Consider the following 22123-nt stretch of genomic DNA (forward strand, 5'->3'; position numbering starts at 1 on the left):
CCAATAAAGAGGCCATGAAACTTATAGACCGTTTGCAAAACGAGGTCCTTGTCGGCGACGGCGCCATCGGCACCATGCTCTATACCAAGGGGATCGGGCTTGAGGTAAACTTCGAGCATTTGAACATCATCCGGCCGCAGCTGGTGCTGGAGCTGCACCAGGAGTATCTCTCTGCCGGAGCCCAGGTCCTCGAGACCAATACCTTCGGGGCGAACCGTTCCCGCCTGCAGGCAATCGGCCTTGAAGCCAAAGTTGCCGAGATCAACCGGCGCGGGGCAGCCATAGCCAGGCAGGCAGCCGGGGACCAGGCACTGGTTGCCGGCTCGATTGGCCCATTGGCGAGGCTCAAGGGGGAAGAGAAGCTTCTGCAACCGGACGAACAGCGGGCGATTTTTCTGGAACAGGCAACCGCCCTGGCTGAAGGGGGCGTTGACCTGCTGCTGCTCGAAACCTTTTCCGACCTGGACCAGGCAGTTATTGCCGTCGCTGCTGCCAAGGCCACCGGTCTACCGGTCATTGCCAGCATGGCCTATGTCGAGGGGGGAAGAACTGCCGCCGGATTTACCGTGGAACAGGTTGCCAGTAGCTTGACAGCGGCAGGCGCCGACGTCATCGGCGCCAACTGCGGCGCCGGCCCTCTGGAGCTGCTGCGGATCGTCGAGCGTTTGGCAAAGGCAACGACTCTGCCGCTCTCCGCCTATCCGAACAGCGGCTTCCCGGAATTCGTCGATGGCCGCCACATCTACCGCTGCACCCCCGAATACTTTGCCGGCATGGCGGCCGAGATGGCTGCCGGCGGGGCAACACTGGTGGGTGGCTGCTGCGGCACCACTCCGGAACATATTCGCGCCGTTGCCCTCCGCCTCAAAGGGGCGAAACCTTCGCCCAGGGTCGTTATCAGTCAATCCCCGGCAGCAAAGGCGCTCGACAGCAGCGAACCGCTCAAATCGGGCTTTCTGGCCGACTGGGGAAAACGGCCGATCATTACCGTAGAACTCGACCCTCCCCCCGGCATGGCGATCGAAAAGGTGCTGGCAGGGAGCCAGGCGTTGAAAAGCGCCGGCGCCGATGCCATCAACCTGGCGGAAAATCCGCTGGCACGGGTACGGGTAGGCAACATCGCCCTCGGCAGCATGATCCAGCGTGAGGTTGAGATCGAGGTCATCCCCCATATCACCTGTCGCGACCGGAACCTGCTCGGCCTCCAGTCCGACCTGATGGGCGCCAGCCTCCTCGGCCTCCGTAACATCCTGGCAGTCACCGGCGACCCGGCACGGCTCGGCGACCAGGCAGGGGCCTCGTCAGTCTATGACCTGAATTCCTTTGAACTGATCAAACTGATCAAAGACCTGAACAATGGGGTCAATGCGGTCGGCAACAGCATCGGCACCGGCACCGGCTTCACCATCGGCTGCGCCTTTAATCCGAACTCGCCGAAAATGGCGGTCCAGGTGACACGGCTGGAGAAAAAGCTCGCCAACGGCGCCCAGTTTGTCCAGACCCAGCCGATCTACGAGCAAGCGGTCTTTGATGCGATGCTTGAGCAGACCGCCCACCTGGGGATCCCCATTTTGCCGGGAATTCTCCCGCTGGTCAGCGAACGGAACTGCGAGTACCTGCACAACGAGGTGCCGGGCATCGTTATCCCGGACGAGATCCGCACCAGGATGAAAGGGAAGGAAAAGGAGGCCGGTGTTGCAGAGGGGGTGAGGATTGCCAAGGAGTTCATAACTGCAGCCAGGCACAAGGTCGGCGGGTTTTACCTGATCCCGCCATTCGGCCGGTATGCTATTGCCGCAGAACTGATTCGCTTCATACGAGAGGGGAAATGAAATGACGAGACGTTTCGGATTACTGGCGGTTGCCTTGCTACTGATAACTGGGTGCGCTTCAATGAAGATCACCAGGGAAACCCTGGACACCAGCGTACGGGATTACCAGCAACTGATCCGCTGGCAGGAGGTCTCCAGTGCCGCATTCCTGGTCTCGGAACCGATGAGGCCCGAGTATCTGGAGAAAGCCACCGGTTTCAACAGGGTGAAGGTTGTCGATTACAGGATCAAGGGGGTTGATTTCTCCAAGGAGCAGAAAAAGGCGACGGTCATCGTCGAGTACGACTACCACCTGAAGAGCGGGCTCACCATCAAGACGGTCGTGGATACCCAGACCTGGCAGTACTTCGACACCATCGAACCGGAAGGGTGGCGCTTGACCTCATACCCGCCGGCATTCCCGTAACACGGATGCGTCATGACGTTGGTTGCCTGACGATCATCTTTCTTTTTCAGGTCATGAGGGAATTCATTTCAGGGACATCGACAATTTCGACTTTCTCTTAGCAGACGTACCACAGAGATGCCTTAACTTCTTCAAGTGGTCGATCTTTTTTATTGTTTCCTTCTCTTTTTCTGCTCGGGAAAGAGTCATTTCCCCCTTAGGAATTTTTAAAATAAAAAAAGAAGCTTCCCCAAATTAAAGGAAATATGGAGAGTTACTTTTTCGGTGGTTATGCTTTAACGTTTTCCCTTGCGTTCCGATAATACCGCTTGGCGATCTATTATGTTGATCACGAGGGTCGCGCACCTTTTGTTGTGGTCGATCATGTCTTCGTTGTAGGCGTCTTGTTCAGCTTTCATCTTCTCGGCACTTTCGTTTGCAGTTTTAACTAACTTATTGTGTTCTTCAACTCGCCTGTTAAACATATCAAACTGTAGTGCACCAGCAGAAATCAGTTGTTTTTGCTCCTCAACAATAGCAGCGGACTCGTCTTGTATCTGCTTCATAGTTGCATGGTTTGCGGCAAGGTGCTCATCAATAAGTTTACGGCGACTGTTGAGAATGTCTTCTGAATCCAGACAAGCGCGAAATTGTTCGCGGGTTCCTACTACTAATTCACTCTTTACAGGCTCAGTTGCAAAAGCTGATTTAATCGTTGTTAGCAACAACAAAATTAGAATATTTTTCGCATTGAACATCTCTATTCTCCATGATTAGTTCAACTCTCCATTACTACATTTTACCTGCTCATGGCCGGTGACCTACCCAATAGGACGTAAGCAGGCAATCGAATGAAATAAACTTTCAGTCCCTTGCCAGTAACCGCTTGCCGGAATAGACCAGGGCGAAGATTGCGAAATTGAGGAGGACGATGGTGGCCCCGGTCGGCAGGTTAAGAGCCACCGAGACAAAGATGCCGACGATCACCCCGGTGACGGCCAGAGCGGCGGACAGCAGCAGGGCCGCCCGGAACCCCTTGGCAAGCTGCAGGGCGGACGACGAGGGGAGGATGAGCAGGGCCGAGATCAGCATGATCCCGACCACTTTCATGGCCAGCACCACGGTCAGGGCGGTGAGCAGCACCAGCATGGCGCTGATCCCCTTGGTCCTGACCCCTGCGACCCGCGCCAGCTCTTCATTGAAGGTGATCGCCATCAGGTCATGGTAGAAAAAGGTTACCAGCACCAGCACCACCCCGCACAGGGTTATTGCCAGGATCACCTCTTCCCTGCTGATGGCCAGGATATTGCCGAACAGGTAACTGAAGAGGTCCACATTGAAACCGCCGCCAAGGCTGGCCAGCAAGACGCCGACGGCAATGCCGAGCGAGGAGACAATGCCAATGGCCGTGTCACCGGTCAGCTTGGCGCGCTCAGAAAGGCGCAGGATCCCCAAAGAACAGAGCATGACCACCGGTAACGACACCAGGATTGCCGCTGCCGAGTAGAGTTTGAAAAACAGCGCCAGGGCCACGCTGCCAAAGGTGACATGGGCCAGGCCGTCACCGATCAACGACAGCCGCCGCAGCACCAGGAAACAGCCAAGCACCGCGCAGAGCACGCCGATCAGCGACCCGGCGAGCAAGGCCCGCTGCATGAAGCCGTATGACAAGGTTTCCATAATTCCCATAGTTAAAACCAACTCCCCACGGATTCGGAAAAAGCTCCAGATGCAAGGCTTGCGAGGCCTGAGGAACGAGTCGTACCTGGAAGGTACGTCGCAGTGACGACGGGCAAGCGTAACGCAGCAGATGGACTTTTACCGAATTCGCGTTAATGCAATCTGCAGATCTGGTGCTGTGCCGCCCCCCCAAAATGCCCGGTCATCTCCGGCGAAGCGCAAAACTCCTTGAAGGTACCGTAAAAAACCAGTTTCTTGTCAAGATAGAGCAGCTTGGAGGCACAGCCGCCGACTGTCGCCGAATCATGGGTCACCAGCATCAGGGTCGTGCCGCTGTTGCGGTTGATATCAGCCAGCAGCGTATAGAACCGGTCCCTGGTCTCAGGGTCAAGTGCAGCAGTCGGTTCGTCGAGAATCAGCAGTTGCGGCCGGTTTACCAGCGCCCTGGCCAGCAGGACCCTCTGCTGCTGTCCCCCGGAAAGATCCCCGATCAGCCGGCGCCGCAGATCGGCAATTCCCATCTGCTCCAGCGTTTCTTCAATCCTGGTGCTATCGCTTCTGTTGATGCTCTTAGGGAAACGCTTTCCGGCAAGCAACCCGAGGCCGACCACTTCGCTGACCGTTGCCGGGAAGATCGGATTGAACAGGTTGAGATTCTGGGGAAGATAGCCAACCTTGTGCCAGTCGTTGAATTCCTGCAGTGAGGTGCCGAACAGGGTGACATCCCCTTCATCGCAACCGGCCAAGCCAAGCAGCGCCTTTACCAGGGTGCTCTTACCCGAGCCATTGGGGCCAACCACCGCGATGTAATCACCACCATCAACCGTAAAACTCACATCGGTCAGGGCGTGCGTTACCCCGTAGCGGCAATACAGGCCATTTACTGCGATTACTGGCGGCATTGCAGCCCCTTGGCGAGTGCAGCAAGATTCTGTTCCATGATGGCAGGAAAGGTTACCCCCCTGGCCAGTTCGTCCCTGCTGACGTTGTGGCCGGCGTGCAGTCTCAGCACTTCCGCCCCGGTCTCTCCGGCCAAGGTCTCAGCAAGTTTCGGCGAAACCAGCTCCTCGGTAAAAACGGCCTTTATGCCAAGCTTTCTGATCTGGGTAACCAGCTCTGCCAACCGCTTGGGAGTCGGCTCGGCATCGGCAGTAACACCGGTTGCTGCCAGATAATCAAGGTTGTAGCGCCGAGCAAGGTAACCGAAGGCATAATGGCCACCATGGAGCAGGGCCCGGCTGCTACAGTCCCCCAGGGTCTTCGCGTAACGGAGGTCAAGCTCCTCAAGCCTCTTTTTATAGGATTCTGCATTTGCCTGATAGATAGACCGGTTGGCCGGGTCCCGGCTGACTACACCGGCAAGGATGGTATCCACCATCTTCGAGGCATTTTCGAGATCCAGCCAGACATGGGGGTCCATCCCTCCGGCGTGCCCTTTTTCTTCGGTGTCATGTCCGGCGTGCTCATGGTGATCATCGGCACCGGCGGGGTGCAAGCTCAGGCCGGCACTGGCATCGACAACAGTCAGCTGTTTGGAACCAATGCCGCTGATCAGCTTGGCGACCCAGGGTTCCATGAAACGATTGGTGTAGATAAACAGACCGGCCTTGCTGATCGTCACCATATCATCCGGTCGGGGCTCGAAATTGTGCGGCTCGACGCCGGGAGGAACCAGGAGGCGAACAGTTGCCTTGTCGCCGCAAATAGAGCGGGCCATGTCGTAAAGCGGAAAAAGTGTGGTAACCACCGAGAGACCGGCATCCGACGAGGGAGGCGCAGCAGCTTTCTGCTTGCAGCCAACAGCAACAGACAGCGTCATTACGATCAATAGCAGCGCTAAACCGACCCTCATTCATCCACCCCCAAACGCCAACATAAAAGCCACCAGTTAAAGTCCAGCTCAATAATAGTCAGACGCCCAATGATGTCAAGAAATGGTTCTTCACAAATATTGCCTTATTTCGTGTCGTGAGGTATAAATCAACCGGAAGCAAACGGGGTGATCATGATCGGACTTTTCAATGAAGCTGAACTCCGCAGCGCCTGCAAAGTGCTGTTCGGCAACGATTTAGACCCACCGGTCGAGTTTTTCTCATATCTCCAGCCGGAAGGGGTCAAGGCCGCCTTTCGCAAAAGAGCCAGGGAGACCCACCCCGACTGTTGTGCAGGTCATTCCGCCCGGCACGCCACGCCGCCGGAGGCCTTTCATCGCGTCACCGAAGCCTACAATGTTCTCTCCGCCTTTGTGAAGCAAAAAAGGCCGGCAATGGCCAATACTCCACCGAAGGAAAGACATCAGCCTCGCAAGAGCACCAATGACGGGCATGTCTACCACCATGGCCCACTGCCGCGCAGGCATCTTGAAATCGGTCGTTACCTTTACTATCGCGGCGTAATCTCTTATCAATCCCTTATTTCCGCCCTGGTCTGGCAGAGAAGCCAACGCCCGACTCTGGGACGGATAGCCCGCAACTGGGGACTACTCACCGATGAAGCGGTGCAAGCGATCCTCTCCTGCAAGAAATTCTCTGGATTCTTTGGCGAAAAAGCCGTGCGCAACGGACTGCTGACCGAGCACCAGCTGTCACTGCTGCTGACCCACCAGCGCTCAAAGCAGCAGAAGTTGGGGAAATACTTTATTCAATCCGGCTACCTTACTGATCGCGAGATGGAAGCACTGATCCTCGACATGCACAAGCACAACGCCCAGATCAGGAACCAGCAGTTCCGCAAAGCGAAGTAAACACCTTTTTCTGATTAAAATTCGGGGGATTACGATAGCGGCTGCCGCCTGGTCATTTCTGCGGCAGCCGAAAGAGATGGGTTACAGCAGCCGGCGGTCCTGCTGGGAAGTGACATAATCGACAAAATCGGTCATCAACTGGTCGCGCTTATCATTGTTGCTGGCCATGAGATACTCCAGGTGAATCAGCGAATGGGTGTCGATATGCGGCGAATGCAGGGCCACACCATCGCTGGTCTGTCGGGCAACCCTGCCAGGCATGGTCACCGAAAGATTGGAACTCCCTTCGATAAAGCTCACGGAAACCAGCACCTGCTCCCCGGCACTGAAATCGCCATAGGTCTTTATGAACATGCCGCCATGGCAGACATTCTCAACTTCGCCCGCATAGGTCCTGCCACGGCTGCTGACAAATACCGGCGCATGGAACGGAACCCGTGAATATTTTCTCTTTTCCATATTTCCCCTCCAAAAGGCAGTCATCGCCAACAGCTAGAAATCCTTAACCAATATTAAAAGCAAAAAACATACCCACAACACATCTACTCGTAATTACGTCACATTGACTGAGCCGGCAAAACCGTATCACCCAAAAGTGTCAAATAATCCGACACCCGAGTAGGTAGAACTTTACACCATCATTGACGCCCTGGCAACAGCTCTCGCAAAGATTTTACCAGAAGCCTGTTCTCCTGAGAGGTACGGACCGCCACCCGGAAATAGCCGCCCTCCAATCCGACAAAGGAGCTGCAATCCCTGACAATAATGCCGTAACGCACAAGCAGTTTGTCGCACAAATCATTGACTGACCGGCCAGCATCCAGCTTGACCAGCAGATAGTTGGCAGCCCCGCTAAAAGGGAGCAGCCCGCAGATTTCCGACAGCTGCTGCCGGAGGTTTTGCCGCTCGGCCGCCACAAACTCCCTGGTCGCATCGCGATAGGCAATGTCGCCGACAGCGGCCGCCCCTGCTGCCTGGGCCAGGGCATTGACACTCCATGGCCCGCGCAGTTCTGCCAACCGCTCGCAGACAGCGGCTGATGCCACGGCATATCCAAGCCGCAAGCCGGGAATTGCATGAAACTTGGTCAGGGAACGCAGGACCACTCCGTTTCCGGATGCGGCCAGTTCCGGGACCAGTGAGGCTTCTTCACCGCAAAAATCCATGAACGCCTCATCCAGCACAAGAAAGACCCCGGCTGCGCGGCAAATCCGGGCAACAGCCAGCATTTCCTCCCTGGAGTAGAGCCGCCCGGTCGGGTTTCCCGGGTTGCAGAGAAACAGGAGGTCGCAGCCTTGCTCGATGCTCTCCTGGAGCGCATCAAGCACCAGGCAAAAACCGTCATCCGGCGACAGAAGATGATAACGCACCTCCCAACCGGCTACAGTCAATGCTTTGGCGTACTCTGAGAATGCCGGGGCAACGATCAGCGCCCGTTTACCCCGGACGTACCTGGGGAGAAGGTAGATCAGCTCGGTTGAACCGTTGGCCGGGAGGATCTGTTCCGGTGCCACCCCGTGGCAGGAAGCGAGAATTTCCCGCAACGGCGCGGCAAACGGTTCGGGGTAATGGACCAGGCGGTCAACCGCTGCCAGCAGCGCCGACCTGACCGCTGCCGAGATGCCGAGAGGGTTGATGCTGGCGGAGAAATCGAGCAGCTTCTCCGGATCTACCCCCGACCTGCGGGCAGTGCCGAAAACATCCCCTCCGTGATCGTACCGGCTCATGACGCACCTCTGCAGGCTACTGCCGTCAGCAGCCACACCACCACCAATGCCCCCTCTGCGCCATACATCAATCTCACGGCTCCCTGCCATGCCTTGGCATCCAGAGGGTGCAGGGGCTCGCCGATGGTCGGCTTCACCACCTCTTGCCCGAAATAGCGGTTGCTGCCGCCGAGCCGTACCCGCAGCGCACCGGCCGCGGCAGCCTCAGGAATGCCGCTGTTCGGCGAAGAATGGTTTCGGCCATCGCGCAGCATGATCCGCCAGGCGCCTCCTGCCGACAACCCGATCAGGGGGGCAACGATAACCATCAGCACTCCGGTAACCCGCGCCGGAAGCCAGTTGCACAGGTCGTCAAACCGTGCCGAGGCCCAGCCAAAATGGAGATAGCGCTCATTCTTGTATCCGACCATGGAATCGAGGGTATTGACGGCCTTATAGGCAATGGCAGCTACCGGTCCGCCGACCATGAGAAATAACAGCGGGGCGATGACCCCATCGGAACTGTTCTCAGCCACGGTCTCCACTGCGCCGCGCCAGATGTCGGGCGTTTCGAGATGCTCGGTATCGCGGCCGACAATCATGGCCAGGCTGGCACGCGCTGCCGCAAGATCGCCTCGCCCGAGGGCCTCGCTGACCCGTGCCGACTCTGCATGCAGCGAGCGGGCCGCGAGACAGGTGTAGCCGACCAGCATCCCGGTAATCTGGGCCAGCCAGGGATGGACCAGGCCAGCGAGCCACAGCAGCAAAGACACACCACCGGTACTGACGCCAACCGTGATGAGCAGCAGTATTATTCCGGCAACGCGTTCATTTGCCGTTATCTTTCGGAGAACTGTTTCCACCCTGGTGATCAAGCGACCGATCAGCACCACCGGGTGAGGCAGCCAGCGGGGATCACCGAGAACCAGATCGAGCAGCACCGCCCCGAGCAGGGCCGCGGGGGAAAGGGTCATCATCCCTCAAGACCGCAAAGCCGGAGGATTTTGGGGATTTCCAGGTGTTTCTCCAGGTGCGCGGCCAGCAGGTCAAGAGGATCGCTGTCCGCAATGACCGGAGTGACCGTCGATAGCCCCTTCTTCCTTCTGAGCCGGTTGAGCATGGCAGACCGGAACCCGGCATTGTCGAAGATCCCGTGGATATAGGTCCCCATCACCCGCCCGTCCGGGGAAACTGCGCCGTCGAGCAGATCCACCTTCTCCCCGGAGCGGCTGGTCAGCCGGGCAAACGGCCGCAGCTCTTCGCCAAGGACCGTCTCGCCCATATGAATTTCGTAACCGCGAATGACGCCGCTGCGGCACGGGGCAAACTCCCGGCCGGCTTCGAGCAGCGATGCCACGGTCTGGTGGGTCCGTTTTTCGGCATGCATCACGGTGGCAGCATCGATCAGCCCCAACCCTTCGGCATGGCGGATCTCAGATTCCACCGAATCCGGATCGAGCACCAGCTTGCCGAGCATCTGGTAACCACCGCAAATCCCGACAATTTCACCCTTGAAGCTCCGGATCGCTTCCTTAAGGCCGGTTTCGGCCAGGTGGTTCAGATCGGCAATGGTTGCCTTGCTGCCGGGGATGATCAGCAGGTCAAGATTTTCCAGATGCTCTGCCTGCTCCACATAGTGCAGGACCACGTCCGGTTCGTTTTCCAGGGGATCGAAATCGGTGTAGTTGGAGATCCGGGGGAGCTTGATCACCCCAATCGAGAGTTTTTCCTTGCGTGGCCTGATCCTGAGGACTTTTGCGCGGCGCTGCAGCGCAACGCTGTCTTCTTCCGGCAGCCGGAAACCGCTGAACCAGGGAACTACGCCGAGCACCGGAATACCAGTACGCCGCTCTACCTCTGCAATCCCTGGCCCAAGAAACGAGGGATCGCCGCGGAACTTATTGATCAGCACGCCGGCTATCTGCTGGCGTTCCCCCGGCTCAAGCAGTTCCATGGTGCCGACGATCTGGGCAAAGACTCCGCCGCGGTCGATGTCTGCAACCAGAATCACCGGGGCATCGGCCATCTCCGCCACCTTGAGATTGGCAATGTCATGCGCCCGGAGATTGATCTCGGCAATACTCCCGGCCCCCTCGATGACGATGCAGTCATAGGCTGACCGGAGCCGGGCAAAGCTCTGCCGGATCTTGGCAAAAGCAGTCGGCTTGAAAGCGGTGTATTCCTGAACCCGCATATGCCCGACCGCCTGCCCCTGGATAATCACCTGGCTACCGGTATCAGACGACGGCTTGAGCAGCACCGGGTTCATGTCGGTGTGCGGCGGAATACGGCACGCCTCGGCCTGGACCGCCTGAGCCCTACCGATCTCCCCTCCTTCAGGGGTTACTGCCGAATTGAGCGCCATGTTCTGGGACTTGAACGGCGCCACCTTGATGCCGTGATTGGCAAGAATCCGGCAGAATCCGGCGGCCAGCACCGATTTGCCGACATCGGAACCGGTGCCGCAAAACATGAGGGCCCGGCCCTGAATCCGGTCGAGATTAAAAGTCCGGGGATCGGCCTTGCCGGCATCAGCAGGCAAAGACCGCACAGCAGCGGGCGCACCGGTTTCATAGCCTCGCGGGGTCACCATCCGCCCGGAGCCGTCAATCCGGGTGGCAGAGTTGCCGATCACCACCAGGGAAAACATGTCCACCGTGCAATCAAGCATCTCGCCAAGGGTGGTTACCCGTTTCTCCTCGCCTTTGCGAAACGCGTTCCGGACAATGCCGACCGGAGTTGCCGCCCCTCTTGCCGCCATGATCAGCTCCCTGGCTTCGGCAAGCTGGGTCTTGCGCCCGGCGCTTTTCGGATTGTAGAGGGCAATGACAAAATCCGCGGCTGCCGCAGCGGCAAGCCGTTTCCGGATCAGTTCCCAGGGAGTGAGGAGGTCGGAAAGCGATATAACCGCGAAATCGTGCATCAACGGTGCCCCGAGCAGCGCCGCTGCCGCCTGGACAGCAGAGACTCCGGGGACGACTACGACCTCAGGCGGCTCGGCGCACTCTGCCACCAGTTCGAGCGCTATTCCGGCCATGCCGTAGATCCCGGCATCACCGCTGGAAATCAGGGCAACATCAGCGCCGGCAGCTGCGGCCGAGATGGCGTCCCGACAGCGGGCCACCTCCTGGCGCATCCCGGAGGAGACAACCTCCTTGCCGACCAGCATCGGTTTGATCAGGTCCAGGTAGGTCTTGTAACCCACGACAACCTGGGCCGTCTCAATTGCCCGGCGCGCCTCCATCGTCATATGCTCAACACCGCCGGGTCCGATCCCGACGACGTATAATCTGCTCATGTACGCTCCGCTATGGCAACCGTGACGTTGCCGCTCTTGAACTTGGGCTGGATCAGCTCCCCGCCACCCGAGGCAAGGAGTGCTGCCGGCTCCGCCACACCCTGCGCGCCGATCGCGTCCATGGCATGCTGCGAAACCGGCGACGGCACAGCCACCTCATTCAGCTCTTCGCTGCTGTAACACCGGAGCGGAATCTGGTTCTGCCCAGCAAACTCAATAAGCCCCGCCTCTTCTCTCTTGGCCTCGGCAGTGCCGATCGCTGCCACGCTCTTGATAGAGAGGAACTGGCGCTTCAGCAGCGATGCCACCACTGCCCCGATCTCGTCTGTAGTTGTGCCCCTGTTACAGCCGATCCCCAGGTAAAGACTCTTGGGACGAACCACCAGCATCCGGTCGTTCTGAAACTGCGGCGGCACCAGGCGGCTGGAGACCAGAACCACCCCTTTGGCGGAACTCCTCAGAGCGCCGATCAGCGCATCGTGAACCGAGATGGTCGCCTTACCCTGCAGATGAAAACGCAACCGGTCAGTAGGATCGACTATCGCCACCTCTTCGTTGTCAAGCAGGCAGGCGTTCAGGCTCTTGACCCTGGAGATATCATCGATCTCCCATCCCTCGGCCTGGGCAATCATGTCGAACGAGGGCAATTCATTGCTGTCGGTCGCGGTGGTAATGACTGCCCTGGCGCCGATGACCGAAGCGGTCCGTTCCGCCAGCAGGTTGCCACCTCCCAGGTGCCCGGAAAGCAGGGAAATGGCAAAGCGGCCAGCATCGTCCACGACCACCACGGCAGGGTCACGCTCCTTGCTCTCCAGAAGCGGCGCCACCAGCCTGACTACGATGCCGGTCGCCATAATGCAGACAAAACCGCCATACTCCGGCCACAGTCGGGCCAGCAACGCGCCCAGTTCACCATCGAAGGTCGCAGCCCCTTTCCCTGCCTGGCCGGCATATTTCTTCAGAACATGGAGATCGGCATTGCCAAGGCCGTCGCGCAGCCGGGTGCCAAGACGCGCCCCGTTACGGGTTATGGCAATGATCGCGATCCGCACCATCGTCAGGCAGCACAATCAGCAACCAGAGAATCGAAACGCCTCAAGCCAGCGCCACCCGCAACACCCTGGCACCCTGCCCATTCCCTCAGCTTGGCAATAGCGCCGCCGGAGGCAACAGCCTGCCTGGCAACATCCAAGCCGCGGCGCATCTCAGGGACCTGCCCGGTAATGTACAGAATTGCCCCGGCATTCAGGCAGGCAAAGTCTTCGCAGGCGCTATAGCGACCGTCTCCTTTGAGGACCGAGATAAAACGCCGCGCCTCCAGGTCAACCTGGCCGGTAGCAGCTACCTCCGCAGCCGGGACCGGTGAGATCCCGAAATCGACCGGGTGCAGTTCATAGCTGATGGTCCCGGCAGGGGTAAATTCGCATATCGACGTCGCTCCACAGACAGAAATCTCATCCATGCCCAGTCCTGACGCCGCATCACTGCCATGAACCACCAAACCCCGGCGATAGCCGATCTGGCGCATTACCTGGGCACTTTTTTCCACCAGATGGGGCGAGTGCACCCCTCTGAGACCAAGGGTCGGCCGACACGGATTTGCCAGAGAGGCCGCCAAATTGAGCGTGGAACCGAAACGGATCTGCGACAGGATCCTGCCCAGCGCGCCTGGGTGGACATGAGGACTCATACCGTTGAACAGGCCGATGCCGGTGGCACGGATGCTCTCGCCAACGGTGCTGACCGAACAATCGACATCGACCCCAACCGCCTCCATCAGGTCAACGGTGCCGCAGCTGGAGGTGATGGCCCTGGCGCCGTGGCGCGCCATGGCAACCCCGCATGAAGCCGCAATGATGGCGGCAGCACTGCTGACATTGAAGGTCTTAAGCTGATCCATGCCAGTGCCCGAGTTTTCGCAGAGCGGACCCGGCATCTCGCCCTCAAAGTGGACCGTATCCAGTTCGTCGATGGCAGCCCAGGCCCCGGCAATCTCCTCCACCGTCTCCCCTTTTGCTGTCAGAGCGGCAAGGAAGGCCCCCTGCTGCAGGTCAGGCTGGTGGTTAAGCAGCACCTGCCGGAACATGCCGTAGGTCTCGTCAAATGAAAGACTCTTCTTCTCAATCAGACGCTGGATTTTTGCGCCGAACTCCTGGGTGGTCATTGTCAAAACCTAACTCTCCTCTGTCGGATAAAGGTGAATCTTCATGCTTTCCCTGGCCGCTACCAGCTCCAGGGCCTGCCCTAGCTCTGCCAACGGCATCCGGTGGCTTATCATATCAGCGACGTGCAGGCTGCCAGACGCCAGCATTGCCAGCGCCTCTTGGCCATGGCGATAACAGCAGCCATACGCCCCGACAACGGTCTGCTCAAGGTAATGCAGCGTGTTGAAATCAGCCGGAATATGCCCGCCATCCCGGGGAAGGCCGGAAAAAACCACCAGCCTGCCGCGCGGAGCAAGTGCCTGCAGCGCCTGGTCATAGGCAGAAGCAGCGCCGACCGCGATGACGCAGACATCAAACAGATCTTTCGGTGGGCTGGTCAGGCCACCGCAGCGCTCAGCCCTTCGGGGATCAGAATCGATGAGCGTCGGCACAGCGCCCTTGGCAGCCCCTCCTCTCGCCAGAAGCGTCCCGGCCGGCCCGGCACCCCAGATACCGAGCCGGTCACCCGGAGCAATGCGGGCCAGTTCCAGGGCATTGAGGCAACAGGAGAGCGGCTCGGCGAAAACAGCGATTTCATCGCTCAACGCGTCAGGGAGCAGGATAACGCTTTGCGCCGGCACGGTCACAAACCCGGCAAATCCGCCATCGCGGTGGAACCCCATAATCCGCATCGCCCGGCAGAGGTTTTCAGCGCCACTCCGGCAGGCCTGGCACTCTCCGCACCATTGGCCGGGATAGACGTAGACCCTCTGGCCGATCGCGATCCCGCTCACCCCGGCGCCGACTGCGACAATCCTGCCGACCACCTCTTCGCCGGGGATACGAGGGAGAATGAGATCCCGGTGCCCATCACGAATGATCTTCAGGTCGGTGCGGCAGAGCCCGGTAACCGTAACCCTGATCAGCACCTCGCCGGGTTCCGGCAACCGCACCTCGCGCCGGCCGAACTCGAAAGAGCCGACCTCGGTTACCGTTATCGCCTGCATGGTATGGGGCAATCTCATGGAGATATCAGGAAACCGTTCTGAATTCGTGAGAGAATGAGGCGTCGTACAATTTAGATACTGCCGTGAGCCCCTCACGGCGGGCCTTGAGCACATCGCCAACAATGATGACGGCCTGCTTGCCGATGCCTGCGGCTTTCACTTCTGCAGCGATATCCGCCAACGTCCCTTCGACAGTCTGCTCGTCTGGCCACGATGCCCGGGAAACCACAGCCACCGGGGTCTCCGGCGTATAGGCGCCGGTGAGCAGTTCAGCGACGACATCATCAATCATTGCCACCGACAGATAGATAACCAGCGTCGCGCCGATTCTAGCTATTTCCGCCAGCCGCTCCCGCTCCGGCACCGGAGTCCTCCCGGCCAAGCGGGTTATGACGACCGTCTGCGACACCTCGGGCAGGGTCAGTTCCTGCCGGAGCGCGGCCGCGGCAGCAAAGGCGCTGGTCACTCCCGGCACCACTTCGTAGTCAATCCCCAGCTTATCAAGCTCAGCCATCTGTTCCTGGATCGCGCCGTAGATAGCAGGATCGCCGGTATGCAGCCGCACAGCTGCTTTACCCGCAATGACCGCATCGGCCAGCAGTTGCGTAGTTTCGGCCAGGGTCAGCCCGGCTGAGTCCCACACCTGGGCGTTCGGGGCATAGGTACGAACCAGTTCCCGGTCCACCAGGCTGCCGGCGTAAACGACAACATCGGCGCAGCCCAGCAACCGCGCCCCTTTTACCGTAATCAGCTCGGCATCGCCCGGACCGGCGCCGACAAAATGGAGATTCATGCTAACGCCCTGCCGGAGCGGGCGCCTGCCCTTCCAGATATTGCTCGAACGGCTCCCAGTAGCGCTGCTGTATCACCTTGCCGCTCTTCCGGTCGATATACTGGGCCTGTTTGCCGATCCAGACAGTGCCGGTAACGGTATCGATCCGGAACAGGTTCTTTTCCGACAACTCCGGTCCTTTCAGGGAGGCGACGCTAAACTGGCTGTCAAAAAGCTGGTAGCGCCCCACCTCGCTCACCGGCTGCACCACGGCCTGAGATTCCAGCGATTGCGCCTCGGGCTGCGGCTCATCTTCCGCAGCGACAGCAAGCGGTAAGCTGAGCAAGAGAGCCAGGACCGACGGGAGAAGAAACGGGAGTTTTCTCATAAGTCACCTCGCTGTAATCGTTTACAAACAATCATCATGGACAGGTAATCGAGCTCTTTGCCAACCAGGGAACCCAGATCAAAGACGACCTCTTCCTGGTCCGAGCCGACGCGCCGGACAAATACCGCGCCCTTTTCCATGCCGTTCCGGCAGAGCATCGCATAGACCCGGTCGAACACCTTGTGTACCTTGAGCAGCACGATGGTATCGAACTCCTGCAGCGTCCGTTGCAGTTCTTCATCCTCATAAACCGCCGGGAGCACGGCAATCCGGTCACCGGCCATGCCGAGCGGCACACCGGCGGCAGCGGCAGCAGCATTGATGCTCGATATCCCAGGCACGATCTCCACCGGAATATCAGGATAATCTGCCCGTAACACCCGGTACAGGTAGAGAAAGGTGGAGTACAACAGCGGGTCGCCGATGGTAATGAACACCACGGTGCGGCCGGCACGGACATGCTCGGCCACTTCGGCGGCAGAGCGGGTCCAGAACTCGTCCAAGCCGTCCTGCACCTTGCGCATCGGGAAGACCTGGGTGAGAACCTGCTGCCGGCTGCGGTCAAGAAGCGGCTCAACGATAGACAGGGCGTAACTGGCAGCATCGTCCCGGCCGGTCGGAGTGCAGATGACATCTGCCTCGCGGATCAGCCGTTCCGCCTTGCGCGTGATCAGTTCCGGGTCGCCGGGCCCAACCCCGACCGCGTAGATGGTTCCAACTTTGTTGATTTCATTCATACATCACCTGATAAGGCACAGCAAAAAGCTCCAGATGCAAGGCTTGCGAAAGCTGAGGAACGAGCCGTAGCCAGAGGCTACGTCGCAGTGACGAAGATTGAGCGTAACGCAGCAGCTGGACTTTTTGCGACGCCGTCATTCGCTCTCTTTCCAGGCCGCAACAATATAAACCGGATTATGCGCCTCAAACATCTTGTACTCGGTCAGGCCGCGGGTCCTGGAGATATTGACGCAGGTCACCTCCACGGTATAGCCGTGGTCTTCAAGGAACTCCACCGACTTGGTCAGGGTATCGAGAGTTACGGCGTTGAGAACGATCACCCCTTCCGACTTCAGGCGCCGGTCTACCGCTTCGATGATCTCCTCCAGCATGCCGCCTGAACCGCCGATAAAAACCCGGTCAGGTTCCGGCAGCTCCTCCAGCCCTTCCGGAGCAAAGGCCTCCACCAGCATCACATTGCGCGCCACGAACTTTTTCAGGTTATCGCGCAGGAATCCCAGGCACTGGGCGTTGCGCTCAAGGGCGTACACCTTGCCATTCGGCATCAGGTTGGACGCCTCGATCGAGACCGAACCACTCCCGGCGCCGATGTCCCACATGACCAGGTCGTCCTGAATACGGAGCTTGGCCAGGGTAACGGCCCGCACCTCCTGCTTGGTGATCAACTTTTTCGAAGTGGCAAACTCTTCATCCTCAATGCCGATCAAGGGGTAGTGAATCAGGTTCGGCTCCCAGGTCTTGATCAGGATCAGGATATTGAGTTCCGAATGCTTGAGATCAAGCAGCCCCCGGACATCGGTCTTGGTGAATTTCTCACCAGGCATTCCCAGGTCTTCGCAAAGCCAGGCATCATAGCCTTCCGCACCGCGGGCAATGAGGTCCCTGGCTATGGCGGCAGGGGTATTGACGCCATCGGTCAGGATGGCAACCTTTTCCGCGGCCACGATCCGGTCAACCGCCCGCCCCATGCCCCGACCATGGACCGAGACAAAGACCGCATCGTCCCACGGCTCCTTGATCCTGGCAAAGGCATACTGGACGCTGGTCACGTTGGGAAAGATCTCGATCCGCTCCTTGGGGAGGTTGCGCAGCAGAAACCGGGCGATGCCGAAGAAATTCGGGTCACCGGAACCGAGGATTACCGTGCGCTTGTCGGAGTTTTTCAACAACTCCAGCATGATGGAGAGATCGCCAAGCTCCTGTTTTTCACCGGCAAAATCCGGGAAAATATCCAAGTGCCGCTGATGACCTATCAGGAGATCGGCCTTTGCAATAACCTCCTGGGCCTTAGGTCCGAAACCTTCCCAACCGGTAATGCCGGCGCCAACCAGATAGATTTTTTGAGGCATGACAACCTCCCTAGTAATGATGTTCCCTTAATGGCACAGCAAAAAGCTCCAGCTGCAAGGCTTGCGAAAGCTGAGGAATGAGTCGTAGCCGTAGGCTACGTCGCAGTGACGAAGATTGAGCGTAACGCAGCAGATGGACTTTTGGCGAAGCCAAATATGCTCAGGCGAAATATAGCACTTTGCCATCATAACCTGCCAACAAAACTTTTATTGCACAATTCGGCGCCAGCTTTTGGCCGAACACCTTGGCCCGGAGCGCTACCAGCCGCAACAGTTCCGGGTCGTTGCTCGATTCCTCGAGCAGTTGACGCGCGGTATTGGCGTGCACGGCAACCGGTTCAAGCTGTGCAACCGCTGGCTCGCTACGCAACCAGCCGGCCAATTCCCCCAGGTCGAGCTCGGACGACGAGACATGGGTCTGCTCGTGGCCGCAGGCGATCTTGAGCAGCTTGGCAAACTGGCAGGCCAGCACCACCTCGGCTACTCCCTTCCGAGCGCAACATTTCAGGGCATAACCGACATGATCCCCCATCATCACGAACGCCTCTTCCCGTAGCTGCAGCCGGGTCTGGGCCACCAGCTCGCTGGTCCGACCGGTTGACAAGACCACAGTCGTGCAGGCGCAGGCCAGCGCCACATCTACAGACGCATCAATGGTGTCGGTCCAGGCCTTGGCCGATATCGGCCGCACAATACCGGTGGTGCCGAGAATTGACAAGCCACCAATGATCCCCAGTCGGGCATTCAGGGTCTTTTTCGCCAGCTCCTCGCCATTGGGGATGGAGATACTGATCAGAACCGGAGTCGGCTCGGGCAGCACGCACCGGACCTCTGCCTCGATCATTCGGCGTGGCACCGGATTGATCGCCCACTCGCCGACTGTTACTGCCAGGCCGGGCTTGGTCACGCGCCCGACACCCTGTCCACCGGCAATGCTAATGCCACTAGTACCCTTGACCGAGACAGAGGCCACAATCTCCGCACCGTTGGTGATGTCGGGGTCGTCTCCGGCATCCTTAATGACGCTACATGTTGCGCAATCGGGCGTCAGTTCCTGCCTGTGCAGCCTGAACTGCGCTTTTCCACCGGTCGGCAGGTCAATGGTGACGGTTTCAGCCGGGCACCCGTCCCGCAGCAGCAGCGCCGCTCCCTTGGCAGCAGCCGCTGCGCAGGCACCGGTAGTATACCCGTGGCGAAGAGGTTTCTTCATCCTACCCGTTTGCCAGGATCAGCAGCGCGTTTACAACCGCCGCTGCCACGTTCGAGCCACCCTTGCGACCACGATTGGTGATGTAGGGGAACGGAAACTGTTCTGCGGTCCGCACCAGTTCCTCCTTGCTCTCGGCCGCACCGACAAACCCCACCGGTAGCCCCACAACCAGCGCAGGCTTCAGCCCTTCCTCTCGTACCAGACGCAGCAGCTCGAACAGCGCTGTCGGGGCATTGCCGATGACGAAGATGCCGTTTTGCGGGTCAGCGGCAGCACTGCGCATCGCCATGAGCGAGCGGGTTACCCCGAGCTTTTCAGCAGCCTTGGCCACCACCGGATCAGCCACCAGGCATTTGGCAGAGATGCCGAACGGATCGAGTCGTAGCCTGCTGATGCCGGAAAGTGCCATGGTGGTGTCGGTGACAATGGCGTGGCCGGCCTGCAATGCCGCAACGCCCCTCTTTACAGCATCAGGAGACATCAGCATTGTCCGGCTATAGTCAAAATCGGCGCTGGTATGGATGGCCCGCCGCACGATCTGCCACTCGGCAGGGGGCCAGGAATGTGGTCCGGCCTCCTCATCGATCATCCGGAACGATTCGGCCTCGATCTCTTCCGGACGGAGATGCACGGACATCAGTGCCACCCCGTTGTCGTCAGCCCTTCGGCAATTCGCTCCACCACCACCTCGGCCAGCTTCCGGTGCACCCCGAGATGGTTCCCCATGGCAAACTCGACCTTCGGGTAGCGCTCCCGAGCCTGGGCCATCTCTTCCGGCAGATCCTCCTGGACATGGGCGCCGATAAACAGGAAATACGGCATCAACAGCACCCGCTCCGCCCCCTGCTTTACGCAGGCATCGATCCCCTGCTGAATGTTCGGCAGGTGCATCTCGCGAAAGGAAACCTCGACGATCTCGTATCCGGTCATGGTCCTGACCATGGCGGCAATCTCCTGCACTGCGTCATTGGCCTCGGGAATACGGCTGCCGTGGGCCATCAGTAAAATAGCGGTCTTTTTCATTTCTTCTCCTTGTGTCTATGCAATGCCACGATCTCTTGCCGTGCCTCGGCAATGCCGAGCGGCAGAGGCCCTGGCGGAAAGCCGTCCTCATGGCGCAGCTGCCAAAAAAGCTCGGCAACCTGTGGCAGACGCAACCTGACCTCGGCCATGGCAGCCGGATCGGCCAGCAGTTCTGCCGGCGTGCCGACCGCTGTCAATCGCCCCTTGTCGAGGATGGCAAGGCGCTGGACGAACAGCGGCACCAGGTCTACTGCATGGGTCGCCATAATGATGGTAACCCCGTGCTCGCGATTCAGATTGGCCAGCAACTGAAGCATCCGCTGTTCACCAACCGGATCAAGGCCTGCGGTGGGCTCGTCAAGGAGCAGGATCCCGTGTCCCATGGCCAGCAGTCCGGCAATACAGACCCGCTTTTTCTGGCCGTAGCTCAGATGGTGGATATTCCGGTGGCCGCTGCCGTCCATCTCGACCTGAGTCAAGGCTGCCGCCACCCGCCGGTTCACCTCGCTATCGTCAAAGCCCATGTTGCGGGGGCCAAAAGCGACATCCTCGGCCACGGTGTGAGCAAACAGCTGATCGTCCGGGTTCTGGAACACCAGCCCCATCTTCCGGTAAATCTCTTTGGGATGCAGCTTGAGGATGTCCTGGCCATCGAGCAGCACACTGCCGCGGTAATCGCGGATCAATCCATCCAGCAGCTTCAGCAGCGTGGTCTTGCCGGAACCATTGGCCCCGAGCAGAGCCAGAAAATCGCCGGCAGCGACCGTCAACCTGATATCCGCCAGCGCCAGTGTGCCGTCCGGGTAGGCAAAACGATCAAGCTTCACCGAGAGCCGGGCTAGATCTGCCATAGCACCCCCATTGCCAGCACCACCAACAGCGCGCTGGCAACTTCGCCAAGGCGAAACGGTTTGTGCTTGAGCATCGGCAGGCTGCCATCGTAACCGCGCTGGACCATAGCCGTGGTCATGGTCTGACTGGTATCGAACGCCTTGATCACCAGTGCCCCGGCCAGAGTGCCAAAAGAACGGAAGCTGCGACGGTAACCGACATAGCCCAGCCGGTTGCGCTGGGCAGCATAGACCACCTGGGCATCGTCGGCCAGTACGAACAGGTAGCGCCAGGCAAACATGGTCACCTCGATCAACCCCTGCGGCACCTTTAACCAGGCCAGTGCGGCCAATATCTCGGTAAACGGTGTGGCAAAGCCAACGGTTGCCACCACTGCTACGGCACCCATGATCCGGCCGGCAATGCGACACCCCTCCAGCAGCCCGTCCTGGTGGCAGGTAACGGCAAAGCCACCGATACTGTAACTCCAGAGCAGATCATGGCCGCTAAACAGAGCCTTCAGAACCAGCACCACCAGGGCGATGACCAGCGGCTCGCTAAAGCGGAGCAACAGCAACCGGAGCCGCACCCCCAGGGTGAAGCAGGTACCGACACCGGCCACGGCGGTCAACAGCGGGAACCAGATCCCCCGGTGACTGACCACCATCACCAGCAGTGCTAGACTGGCCAGCAGCTTCAGGCGGCTGTCGACGCGGGCGAGAAAATGACTGCTCCCGGTTATGTCACCGCTGGCAAAGCGCATTATTCCTTCGTGTCTCCTGTCCTGGCAGAATCTTTTTTCGTAAGTGCCCGCCAGCAGTAACCGGCAATAAAGCCACCCACTGCTCCGCCAACAAGAAAGACAAACAGCAGCAGGTCCCCTCGGTCGGTATTGATCAGTGGTGACCTGGCCTCCCGGCCATGCTCCTTGGCGATCTTCTCCACCACCGCCTCGTCAACCCCGGTCCATGGCCGAGGCGCCAGAGAGAAGAAGTAAAAGACAAACAGCAGCGAGGG

At 59.1% G+C, this 22123-nt stretch carries 23 protein-coding genes and 1 pseudogene; 3 read left to right on the forward strand and 21 right to left on the reverse strand.

Annotation, left to right across the window (positions count from 1 at the left end; translation table 11 throughout):
• Window positions 1–14: 14 nt before the first annotated feature.
• Window positions 15–1832, forward strand: coding sequence for a bifunctional homocysteine S-methyltransferase/methylenetetrahydrofolate reductase (locus KI809_RS06145; RefSeq protein ID WP_214170662.1), 1818 nt, complete (start codon window positions 15–17; stop codon window positions 1830–1832).
• A 1-nt stretch (window position 1833) separates the two neighbouring features.
• Entirely contained in the window at window positions 1834–2238 is a 405-nt protein-coding gene (locus KI809_RS06150) for a hypothetical protein (protein ID WP_214170663.1), read from the forward strand.
• Between the two features lie 275 nt (window positions 2239–2513).
• Here KI809_RS06150 and KI809_RS06155 read toward each other — a convergent pair whose 3' ends face one another.
• The 4 genes from KI809_RS06155 to KI809_RS06170 all read right to left on the reverse strand — a co-directional run bounded on the left by KI809_RS06155 (window position 2514) and on the right by KI809_RS06170 (window position 5749).
• Complete coding sequence (locus KI809_RS06155; protein ID WP_214170664.1) at window positions 2514–2975, reverse strand: hypothetical protein; 462 nt, start codon at window positions 2973–2975, stop codon at window positions 2514–2516.
• A gap of 106 nt (window positions 2976–3081) precedes the next feature.
• Window positions 3082–3906 carry a metal ABC transporter permease gene (locus KI809_RS06160; protein WP_214170665.1) on the reverse strand — a complete coding sequence of 275 codons (825 nt, stop codon included), beginning with the start codon at window positions 3904–3906 and terminating at the stop codon, window positions 3082–3084.
• Between the two features lie 143 nt (window positions 3907–4049).
• On the reverse strand, window positions 4050–4799 hold the full coding sequence (locus KI809_RS06165; protein WP_214170666.1) for a metal ABC transporter ATP-binding protein: 750 nt from the start codon (window positions 4797–4799) through the stop codon (window positions 4050–4052).
• Window positions 4787–5749, reverse strand: a complete 963-nt coding sequence (locus KI809_RS06170; protein WP_214170667.1) for a metal ABC transporter substrate-binding protein — start codon at window positions 5747–5749, stop codon at window positions 4787–4789. Before KI809_RS06170 ends, KI809_RS06165 begins: the two co-directional genes overlap by 13 nt.
• 153 nt (window positions 5750–5902) lie before the next feature.
• On the opposite strand from KI809_RS06170, the gene KI809_RS06175 reads away from it, so the two are divergent.
• Complete coding sequence (locus tag KI809_RS06175) at window positions 5903–6640, forward strand: J domain-containing protein (protein ID WP_214170668.1); 738 nt, start codon at window positions 5903–5905, stop codon at window positions 6638–6640.
• A gap of 81 nt (window positions 6641–6721) precedes the next feature.
• Here the strand turns inward: KI809_RS06175 and KI809_RS06180 are convergent, their stop codons facing one another.
• From KI809_RS06180 to KI809_RS06260, 17 genes and pseudogenes are all read right to left on the reverse strand, one after another.
• A complete protein-coding gene (locus KI809_RS06180) occupies window positions 6722–7099 on the reverse strand; it encodes a PilZ domain-containing protein (RefSeq protein ID WP_214170669.1) in 378 nt (125 codons plus the stop codon).
• Between the two features lie 179 nt (window positions 7100–7278).
• Window positions 7279–8457: a threonine-phosphate decarboxylase CobD gene (gene cobD / locus KI809_RS06185; RefSeq protein WP_246559261.1), complete on the reverse strand. Its 1179-nt coding sequence runs from the start codon at window positions 8455–8457 to the stop codon at window positions 7279–7281.
• Entirely contained in the window at window positions 8364–9320 is a 957-nt protein-coding gene (gene cbiB / locus KI809_RS06190) for an adenosylcobinamide-phosphate synthase CbiB (RefSeq protein WP_214170670.1), read from the reverse strand. Before cbiB ends, cobD begins: the two co-directional genes overlap by 94 nt.
• Window positions 9320–11644 carry a cobyric acid synthase gene (locus KI809_RS06195; RefSeq protein ID WP_214170671.1) on the reverse strand — a complete coding sequence of 775 codons (2325 nt, stop codon included), beginning with the start codon at window positions 11642–11644 and terminating at the stop codon, window positions 9320–9322. The genes cbiB and KI809_RS06195 overlap by 1 nt, the downstream gene beginning before the upstream one ends.
• Complete coding sequence (locus KI809_RS06200) at window positions 11641–12699, reverse strand: cobalt-precorrin 5A hydrolase (protein WP_246559262.1); 1059 nt, start codon at window positions 12697–12699, stop codon at window positions 11641–11643. Before KI809_RS06200 ends, KI809_RS06195 begins: the two co-directional genes overlap by 4 nt.
• A gap of 2 nt (window positions 12700–12701) precedes the next feature.
• Window positions 12702–13808, reverse strand: coding sequence for an anthranilate phosphoribosyltransferase (trpD, locus tag KI809_RS06205; RefSeq protein ID WP_246559288.1), 1107 nt, complete (start codon window positions 13806–13808; stop codon window positions 12702–12704).
• A gap of 9 nt (window positions 13809–13817) precedes the next feature.
• Entirely contained in the window at window positions 13818–14813 is a 996-nt protein-coding gene (locus tag KI809_RS06210) for an alcohol dehydrogenase catalytic domain-containing protein (protein ID WP_214170673.1), read from the reverse strand.
• A 7-nt stretch (window positions 14814–14820) separates the two neighbouring features.
• Entirely contained in the window at window positions 14821–15588 is a 768-nt protein-coding gene (cobM, locus tag KI809_RS06215; protein ID WP_214170674.1) for a precorrin-4 C(11)-methyltransferase, read from the reverse strand.
• A gap of 1 nt (window position 15589) precedes the next feature.
• Window positions 15590–15955, reverse strand: coding sequence for a hypothetical protein (locus tag KI809_RS06220; protein ID WP_214170675.1), 366 nt, complete (start codon window positions 15953–15955; stop codon window positions 15590–15592).
• Window positions 15952–16692: a precorrin-2 C(20)-methyltransferase gene (cobI, locus tag KI809_RS06225; protein ID WP_214170676.1), complete on the reverse strand. Its 741-nt coding sequence runs from the start codon at window positions 16690–16692 to the stop codon at window positions 15952–15954. Before cobI ends, KI809_RS06220 begins: the two co-directional genes overlap by 4 nt.
• A gap of 135 nt (window positions 16693–16827) precedes the next feature.
• Window positions 16828–18042, reverse strand: a complete 1215-nt coding sequence (gene cbiE / locus KI809_RS06230; RefSeq protein ID WP_214170677.1) for a precorrin-6y C5,15-methyltransferase (decarboxylating) subunit CbiE — start codon at window positions 18040–18042, stop codon at window positions 16828–16830.
• 160 nt (window positions 18043–18202) lie between these two features.
• A complete protein-coding gene (locus KI809_RS06235; protein WP_214170678.1) occupies window positions 18203–19252 on the reverse strand; it encodes a cobalt-precorrin-5B (C(1))-methyltransferase in 1050 nt (349 codons plus the stop codon).
• 1 nt (window position 19253) lies between these two features.
• Window positions 19254–19889 (reverse strand): precorrin-8X methylmutase, encoded by a 636-nt coding sequence (locus tag KI809_RS06240; protein WP_214170679.1) that lies wholly within the window; start codon window positions 19887–19889, stop codon window positions 19254–19256.
• Complete coding sequence (locus KI809_RS06245; protein WP_214170680.1) at window positions 19889–20275, reverse strand: sirohydrochlorin chelatase; 387 nt, start codon at window positions 20273–20275, stop codon at window positions 19889–19891. The genes KI809_RS06240 and KI809_RS06245 overlap by 1 nt, the downstream gene beginning before the upstream one ends.
• Window positions 20272–21126: an energy-coupling factor ABC transporter ATP-binding protein gene (locus KI809_RS06250; RefSeq protein WP_214170681.1), complete on the reverse strand. Its 855-nt coding sequence runs from the start codon at window positions 21124–21126 to the stop codon at window positions 20272–20274. Before KI809_RS06250 ends, KI809_RS06245 begins: the two co-directional genes overlap by 4 nt.
• The gene (gene cbiQ / locus KI809_RS06255; protein WP_214170682.1) at window positions 21114–21869 is read right to left on the reverse strand and encodes a cobalt ECF transporter T component CbiQ; all 756 of its coding nucleotides are present in this window, start codon (window positions 21867–21869) and stop codon (window positions 21114–21116) included. Before cbiQ ends, KI809_RS06250 begins: the two co-directional genes overlap by 13 nt.
• Window positions 21869–22078: pseudogene (locus tag KI809_RS06260) on the reverse strand (cobalt transporter); the annotation flags it as partial. The pseudogene KI809_RS06260 and the gene cbiQ, both read right to left, overlap by 1 nt.
• Window positions 22079–22123: the final 45 nt, after the last annotated feature.

Source organism: Geoanaerobacter pelophilus (assembly GCF_018476885.1).
Taxonomy (GTDB): domain Bacteria; phylum Desulfobacterota; class Desulfuromonadia; order Geobacterales; family DSM-12255; genus Geoanaerobacter; species Geoanaerobacter pelophilus.

Bases quoted from the DNA above. Each gene is read 5' to 3' on its own strand.
- cobI (WP_214170676.1), bottom strand. From the start codon at position 16,692: ATGAATGAAATCAACAAAGTTGGAACCATCTACGCGGTCGGGGTTGGG.
- cobM (WP_214170674.1), bottom strand. From the start codon at position 15,588: ATGAATCTCCATTTTGTCGGCGCCGGTCCGGGCGATGCCGAGCTGATT.
- KI809_RS06165 (WP_214170666.1), bottom strand. From the start codon at position 4,799: ATGCCGCCAGTAATCGCAGTAAATGGCCTGTATTGCCGCTACGGGGTA.
- KI809_RS06240 (WP_214170679.1), bottom strand. From the start codon at position 19,889: ATGTCCGTGCATCTCCGTCCGGAAGAGATCGAGGCCGAATCGTTCCGG.
- cbiQ (WP_214170682.1), bottom strand. From the start codon at position 21,869: ATGCGCTTTGCCAGCGGTGACATAACCGGGAGCAGTCATTTTCTCGCC.
- KI809_RS06210 (WP_214170673.1), bottom strand. From the start codon at position 14,813: ATGAGATTGCCCCATACCATGCAGGCGATAACGGTAACCGAGGTCGGC.
- KI809_RS06235 (WP_214170678.1), bottom strand. From the start codon at position 19,252: ATGAAGAAACCTCTTCGCCACGGGTATACTACCGGTGCCTGCGCAGCG.
- trpD (WP_246559288.1), bottom strand. From the start codon at position 13,808: ATGACCACCCAGGAGTTCGGCGCAAAAATCCAGCGTCTGATTGAGAAG.
- KI809_RS06200 (WP_246559262.1), bottom strand. From the start codon at position 12,699: ATGGTGCGGATCGCGATCATTGCCATAACCCGTAACGGGGCGCGTCTT.
- cobD (WP_246559261.1), bottom strand. From the start codon at position 8,457: ATGGCAGGGAGCCGTGAGATTGATGTATGGCGCAGAGGGGGCATTGGT.
- KI809_RS06145 (WP_214170662.1), top strand. From the start codon at position 15: ATGAAACTTATAGACCGTTTGCAAAACGAGGTCCTTGTCGGCGACGGC.
- KI809_RS06160 (WP_214170665.1), bottom strand. From the start codon at position 3,906: ATGGGAATTATGGAAACCTTGTCATACGGCTTCATGCAGCGGGCCTTG.
- KI809_RS06180 (WP_214170669.1), bottom strand. From the start codon at position 7,099: ATGGAAAAGAGAAAATATTCACGGGTTCCGTTCCATGCGCCGGTATTT.
- KI809_RS06250 (WP_214170681.1), bottom strand. From the start codon at position 21,126: ATGGCAGATCTAGCCCGGCTCTCGGTGAAGCTTGATCGTTTTGCCTAC.
- KI809_RS06245 (WP_214170680.1), bottom strand. From the start codon at position 20,275: ATGAAAAAGACCGCTATTTTACTGATGGCCCACGGCAGCCGTATTCCC.
- cbiE (WP_214170677.1), bottom strand. From the start codon at position 18,042: ATGCCTCAAAAAATCTATCTGGTTGGCGCCGGCATTACCGGTTGGGAA.
- KI809_RS06150 (WP_214170663.1), top strand. From the start codon at position 1,834: ATGACGAGACGTTTCGGATTACTGGCGGTTGCCTTGCTACTGATAACT.
- cbiB (WP_214170670.1), bottom strand. From the start codon at position 9,320: ATGACCCTTTCCCCCGCGGCCCTGCTCGGGGCGGTGCTGCTCGATCTG.
- KI809_RS06155 (WP_214170664.1), bottom strand. From the start codon at position 2,975: ATGTTCAATGCGAAAAATATTCTAATTTTGTTGTTGCTAACAACGATT.
- KI809_RS06175 (WP_214170668.1), top strand. From the start codon at position 5,903: ATGATCGGACTTTTCAATGAAGCTGAACTCCGCAGCGCCTGCAAAGTG.
- KI809_RS06220 (WP_214170675.1), bottom strand. From the start codon at position 15,955: ATGAGAAAACTCCCGTTTCTTCTCCCGTCGGTCCTGGCTCTCTTGCTC.
- KI809_RS06195 (WP_214170671.1), bottom strand. From the start codon at position 11,644: ATGAGCAGATTATACGTCGTCGGGATCGGACCCGGCGGTGTTGAGCAT.
- KI809_RS06170 (WP_214170667.1), bottom strand. From the start codon at position 5,749: ATGAGGGTCGGTTTAGCGCTGCTATTGATCGTAATGACGCTGTCTGTT.